Source organism: Cytophagia bacterium CHB2 (assembly GCA_030263535.1).
Taxonomy (GTDB): Bacteria; Zhuqueibacterota; Zhuqueibacteria; order Zhuqueibacterales; family Zhuqueibacteraceae; genus Coneutiohabitans.
Window position 1 is genome coordinate 1 of sequence record SZPB01000493.1, and the last position, 5,846, is coordinate 5,846.

The following is a 5,846-nucleotide window of genomic DNA, read 5'->3' on the forward strand; positions in this document are numbered from 1 at the left end:
GGCTAGCCTTGCCGGCGGCTCCGCCGTTCACGAGGAACAGATCCAGATCACCATCGCGGTCAAAATCTGCCCAACTACTACCGACCGAATTACCACCCTCGACGGTGACTATTTCATCGATGGCCGCTTGCCGGAACACCTCGTTCCCCTCGTTCAAATAAAAACGATTCGCCAAACCATCGTTCGCTGGAAAAAAGAGATCAAGATCGCCATCGTTGTCATAGTCGGCCCAACTGGCACCGGCGCCGCCATATTTTGAAACTTCGGAAACGAGGTCACCTGTTCGAATTTTCGTAAAGCGCCCGTCTCCTTCATTACGATAGAGAAAATTTTTATGACGTGACGCACGTGTTGAACCGTTCGAAATGAATAAATCCTCATCGCCGTCATTGTCATAGTCGCCCCAGCTTGTCCCTTGTGAAAAACCAACATCGCGGGTAATGACACTGGTATCAATACGCGTAAAAGTCTGCGCGAAAGCTGCCGCCGTCCACAAGCCGAGCAGTATGGGCACACACGCGAGGTAAATGCGGTTGGACTTCATGGCGATTTCTCCTTTTTGATAATTTGGTGAGGGAAACTTTTCACCAAGTTATTAAAATGCAGAGGAGAAATCTTTCACGCATATTGCAAAGCTTTTAACTTATATTGCACGAAAGGGTAACTTGCTATTTTGGTTGCCGGAGCTTGTGGCAGGAGACTGGCCGGGGAAGTTTTTAGCGATAGAAAGAAGAGCAGGCGGGCCGATTTTCTAGTGATAATCGGGCAAATATTTGACAAACGGCAATGCCGCTTTGACCGCGTCATAAAAAACTTTGTCCGCCGTCCAAAATTCGCATCCCCGCAACTCGGCGAGCGCCGCATAGGTAGAGTCATAAACTTTGCGTTGCTGGAATTGGCGCGCGATCTCACGCGCCCTCAGGCGGAGTCGAGGATGGTTTGCAATCATAATCGGCGCGTTATCTAGCAGAGCCAATGTTTGATCCGCAATTTGCGGCGTGACTTTGCCTTCAACGAGCCGGGTTTGAATGACACTGTCTGTTTCCATTTCGAACAAGGCAGGCGCGATCAATTCGATACCGGCCGCTCGCGAATCACGCAAGAACTTAACGGCCTTGTGCCGAAAGCTTTCGCCCTTGATGAACCATTTGATGGCAATACTCGCATCAACACAGCGTTCAGGCATGGTTTACTCCTCGTCGCGAATGCGGCGCAAGTCCGCAGCCGAATCGAACGGTCCCTGCCATAAATCTGCCACGCGATCACACTCTGCCAGCCACGCATCGATGCGGACGGGCCTCGCCTGCTTTTTTTTCTGTTCTTGGTTTTGGGAAAGCGGCGTCATATTGAACGAAAAATCGCTCAACTTTGCGGAAATATGCGCCACGAGCCGAAGCTGCTGGTCGGGCGGAAGTTGAGCCACATGTTGTTCGAGTTCTTCAAAGGTCAACGCAATCGACATAGTAATGCCTCCATTTGGTTGTGAATAATATAAAAACAAAAAGCCCAGTGTTTCAACGTTTTTTTAGCGCTACCGGTACCCTTGCAATGTTTTTGTTTGCGCTCTTTTTTAAGAGCCGTGCTTTTTTTTGTGTGTGTTGTGTAGCGGGCGCTAAAAAGTTTTTTTTACATACTCCTTCGGGCTGCAGCCAAATTGCTCGTGAAAGCATTTCGTGAAATACGCCTGGCTGCCGAAGCCGACTTGATAAGCGATCTCCGCCACCGTGCCGGCATCTTGCTTGAGCAAATCCACCGCGCGCGCCAAGCGCATGGAGCGGATGAACTGGCTCGCGGATTGATTCGTCAGTGCCTTCAGTTTACGATGAATCTGCGAATGGCTCATGCCCACTTTGCGGCTCAGCGTTTCCACCTCAAAGTTCTCATCGCTTAAATATCCTTCCACCACGGCCTTCACTTTGTTGAGAAAGACTTCATCTCTCGGCGTGATGGCGATGTCCTGCGGCTTCAAAACGATTTCACGGCTGAAGCGCTCGCGTAATTGCTGACGCTGTTTAATGAGATTATGCACCCGCGCCAGTAGCTCTTTGGAATCGAACGGTTTGATGAGATAATCGTCTGCGCCGGTTTCGAGGCCGTGTACTTTACTCTCGCTGTCCGCTTTGGCCGTGAGCATGATGATGGGCACATGGCTGGTCTTCTCGTCGGTTTTCAAAATGCGGCACAGTTCGTTGCCGTCGCGTTTGGGCATCATCACGTCGGTGATGATCAAATCGGGAATGGCCTCCAAAGCTTTTTGCACGCCTTCAACGCCATCCACGGCTTCAATGACTTTGAACGCGGGTTCGAGATATTGCCGAATGTACGTGCGCACATCGGCGTTGTCTTCGACGACGAGGAGAATCGGTTCGTCGCTGGGTTCTGGTTGCTCGTTGCTGGTCGCTTGATGTTGGTTGCTCGATGCTTGATTCTGGATGCTGGATTCTCGATCCTCGATCCACAATCCTCGATCTTCGAACCTCGCAGATTGCTCGTTAGCAATTTCTGCATCTTTCAAATGCGCGTTCCCCAGCGGCAGGCGCACAATGAACGTCGTCCCTCGCCCGACTTCGCTTTGAACAGAGATCTCGCCGTGATGCAATTCTACCAGTTCTTTCGTGAGCGCGAGACCGATGCCCGTGCCTTCGTGCTCTTGCACCGAGCTTGTCGAGGTGCGCGAGGTTACAACTTGATAGAAGCGATCAAAGATTTTGTCGAGTTGATCCGGGGGAATACCCGGCCCGGTGTCAGAGATTTTGATGATTGCAGATTGGGGATTCCGGATTGCTGAAAAATCCTTCTGTATTCTATCGAAATCCGCATTCTGCAATCCGCACTCCACAATCACTTGCCCTTCTTCCGGCGTGAATTTCAAGGCATTCGACAATAGATTCGAAATGATCTTCTCCAGTTTATCGCGATCAAAATAGACGATGAGGTTCTCTTCTTCTGCAGAAATAATTAATGCAATGCGCTTGCGTTCTGCTGCCGAGGCAAACGACAGCACGATCCCTTTGAGAAAACTGACAATATTCTCCGCTCGCGCTTGCAGCGACATACGTCCGGCTTCGAGGCGCGCGAGATCGAGCAATTGATTGATCAGGCGCAACAGCCGCTGGCCGTTGCGCAACATCATCGCATAGACTTCTTTGACATTGCCTTTGAATTGCTCCGCATGCAACTGTTCAAGCGGCCCGAGAATGAGCGTGAGCGGCGTGCGGAACTCGTGCGAGATGTTGGCGAAGAAGCGCGATTTCATGTGATCCATCTCGTGCAGTTTCTCCGCTTCGAAATTTTTCATCTTCAGCTCGTTGCGCAGCCGCACGCGATTGAGTTCGAAACGCCGCAAGCCATAAAGTGCCGCCGCGAACAGCATGAAATAACCGGCATACGCCCAGCGCGTTTGCCACCACGGCGGGGTGATAGTTATTTTCAGTGAAGTGCCTTCTTCATTCCACACGCCGTCGTTGTTCGAGCCTTTCACACGCAGCGTGTATTCACCCGGATCGAGATTCGTAAACGTCACATCGTGCTTCGCGCCGAGTTGAATCCAATTGTCATTGAAGCCTTCGAGTTTGTAGGCATACTGATTCTTGAACGTGTTGCGATAACTCAATGCTGCGAATTCAAAATTCAGCACATTGTCTTTGTATGAAACCGTGACTTCTTTCTTCGCTGAGATGCCTTTCTCCTCGATAGCAGTACCTTCGGCATCATCCGTGTTGTAGCGCTTGAGGGCCGTGATCACTACCGGCGGAATGCCGCTATTCGGGGATCCGAAAAGCATTTCGCCATCGGCGCTTTTATAATGGCCGGGGAAAACAGATTCATTGCTCGCCAAGCCGTCTAAGACGTCATAGTTTTTGAAAGTTTTGGCTTCCGTATCAAAGCAAGATAGCCCATTAGCCGTGCCCAACCACAAACGACCGTAATCGTCTTCTGATATCCCACAGATTTGGTTATCGCAAAGGCCATCCTCGGTTGTGAAATGAATAAATTGCTCGGTTTTGTGATCAAAACGATTGAGACCGCCGCCTGCCGTGCCGATCCACAAGGTTCCGCGATGATCAACCAAAAGCGAAGCAACATAGTCGTAGCTGAGGCTTGAAAGATCCTTGGGATCATTAACAAAATGGGTAAATCGTTCGGTATTTCGATCAAAACGACTGACCCCGGCCCCTCCAATCCAAAGTACGTTACTCGCAATCGAATCTTCACACATAGCCCAGACTGTACTCGTTTTGATGCTATAGGGATTATTCGGATCAGGCATGAAACGGGTGAATTGTTTTTTTTCGCGATCAAACCGATTAAGCCCGCCACGATCAGTGCCCACCCAAAGCACGCGATTACGACCTTCATAGACGACGGTAACCCCATTACTGCTGAGACTATTTGGGTTATTAGGAGCATGGACGAAATGGGTAAATCGTTTGGTGGCAGGGTCAAACTTGTTGAGCCCGTTGAATGTCCCAATCCAAAGCATTCCGAGATGGTCTTCCTGAATGGCGAGAACATGATTATTGAGGCTATGAGGGTTTTTCGGGTCGGGGAAAAAATAGGCAAATTGTCGGGTATCACGAACAAGCCGATTAAGCCCTTTTGCTGTTCCAACCCACAACGTGCCCGCACGATCTTTGTAAAAACTATTGACCCCATTATGGCTTAGACTGTGCGGATTATCCGGCTCGTGAGCGACGGCAGTAAATTGCTCTTTTCCACGATCGAGTTTATTGACGCCTCCACTAAAAGTTCCAATCCAGAGTGTGCCAGAAATATCTTCGCATATTGACCAGACCCTATTGTCACTAAGGCTTTGGGGATTTTTCGGATCGTTTAAAAATCGCGAGAATTGTTCTTTTTTGTGATCAAATTGATACAGCCCCTCCTCCGTTGCGACCCAAAGCGTGCCAAAAGGATCTTCGTGGATTGACCGTATATTGTTGCTGCCAAAACTGCTGGCACTATTTGAATCGTAAAAGAAAGTAGTAAATTGCCCTGTTTCGCGATCAAATTCTTTGAGGCCCGTGCCATCCGTTCCAACTAAAAGCCTTTCGGCGTGGTCTTCCAAAATGACGGTGATCGGCTGGGCTTTGCTGGGTTGCGGAACATGCGTATAATGCACAAACCGCTCGGTTTGACGATCAAAACGATTCAGCCAGCGCCCCGTTCCAATCCAAAGTGTGCCGCTTCGGTCTTCGTAGATTGCTGAGACGGAATATCCGTGTAAACTTGTCGAATCCTTAGGATCGTAGAGGAAGCGAGTGAATTGTTCTTTCTCACGCTCAAATCTATTCAGGCCGTTACTCGTTCCTATCCATAACGTGCCAGTGTGATCAGTAAAGATGACGGCAACGCCGCCATCGCTCAAACTGTGCGGGTTATTCGGGTCGTGCTTGAAACGAGTAAACCGCTCGGTCGCGGGTTCAAAACGATTGACCACGGCCTCGTTGCCACTGCCAAACCACAGTGTGCCGGTATGATCCTCGCCCATGACATTGTTGACGTTCTGCGCGAGCGAAGTCGAATCGAACACATCTTCTTGATACGCGGTGAATTTATAGCCGTCGAATTTATTCACGCCCGCTTGCGTGCCGAACCACATGAAGCCTTGCCGGTCTTGGAGAATGCAATACACCGTGCTTTGTGAAAGGCCGTGTTCAAGGCCGAGGCGCTCAAATTTGATCTCACGATTTTGGGCGAGCACACCAGTCCCTATTGTCAACACTAACAAGAGGCACAGGCGCAAAATTCTTCCGCCCGTGACTCTAAGGACTGCAGAAAACAACGCGGCGACGAGTCTCATAGAGATCCACTCAGGTCATTTACCGGCAAAGACAAGCTAAACG

General features: G+C 50.0%; 4 protein-coding genes. All 4 read right to left on the minus strand.

Annotated features, from left to right (window positions below; genetic code table 11):
- The coding region (locus FBQ85_27810) for a VCBS repeat-containing protein (protein MDL1878940.1) at positions 1–544 on the minus strand (544 nt) is incomplete at its 3' end.
- 207 nt (positions 545–751) lie between these two features.
- Complete coding sequence (locus FBQ85_27815; protein MDL1878941.1) at positions 752–1,186, minus strand: type II toxin-antitoxin system VapC family toxin; 435 nt, start codon at positions 1,184–1,186, stop codon at positions 752–754.
- Between the two features lie 3 nt (positions 1,187–1,189).
- Positions 1,190–1,462 carry a hypothetical protein gene (locus FBQ85_27820; GenBank protein MDL1878942.1) on the minus strand — a complete coding sequence of 91 codons (273 nt, stop codon included), beginning with the start codon at positions 1,460–1,462 and terminating at the stop codon, positions 1,190–1,192.
- 150 nt (positions 1,463–1,612) lie between these two features.
- Positions 1,613–5,803, minus strand: a complete 4,191-nt coding sequence (locus FBQ85_27825; protein ID MDL1878943.1) for a response regulator — start codon at positions 5,801–5,803, stop codon at positions 1,613–1,615.
- Positions 5,804–5,846 lie beyond the last annotated feature (43 nt).

Coding starts and splice junctions, on each gene's coding strand:
- FBQ85_27815 (MDL1878941.1), bottom strand. CDS start 1,186: ATGCCTGAACGCTGTGTTGATGCGAGTATTGCCATCAAATGGTTCATC.
- FBQ85_27820 (MDL1878942.1), bottom strand. CDS start 1,462: ATGTCGATTGCGTTGACCTTTGAAGAACTCGAACAACATGTGGCTCAA.
- FBQ85_27825 (MDL1878943.1), bottom strand. CDS start 5,803: ATGAGACTCGTCGCCGCGTTGTTTTCTGCAGTCCTTAGAGTCACGGGC.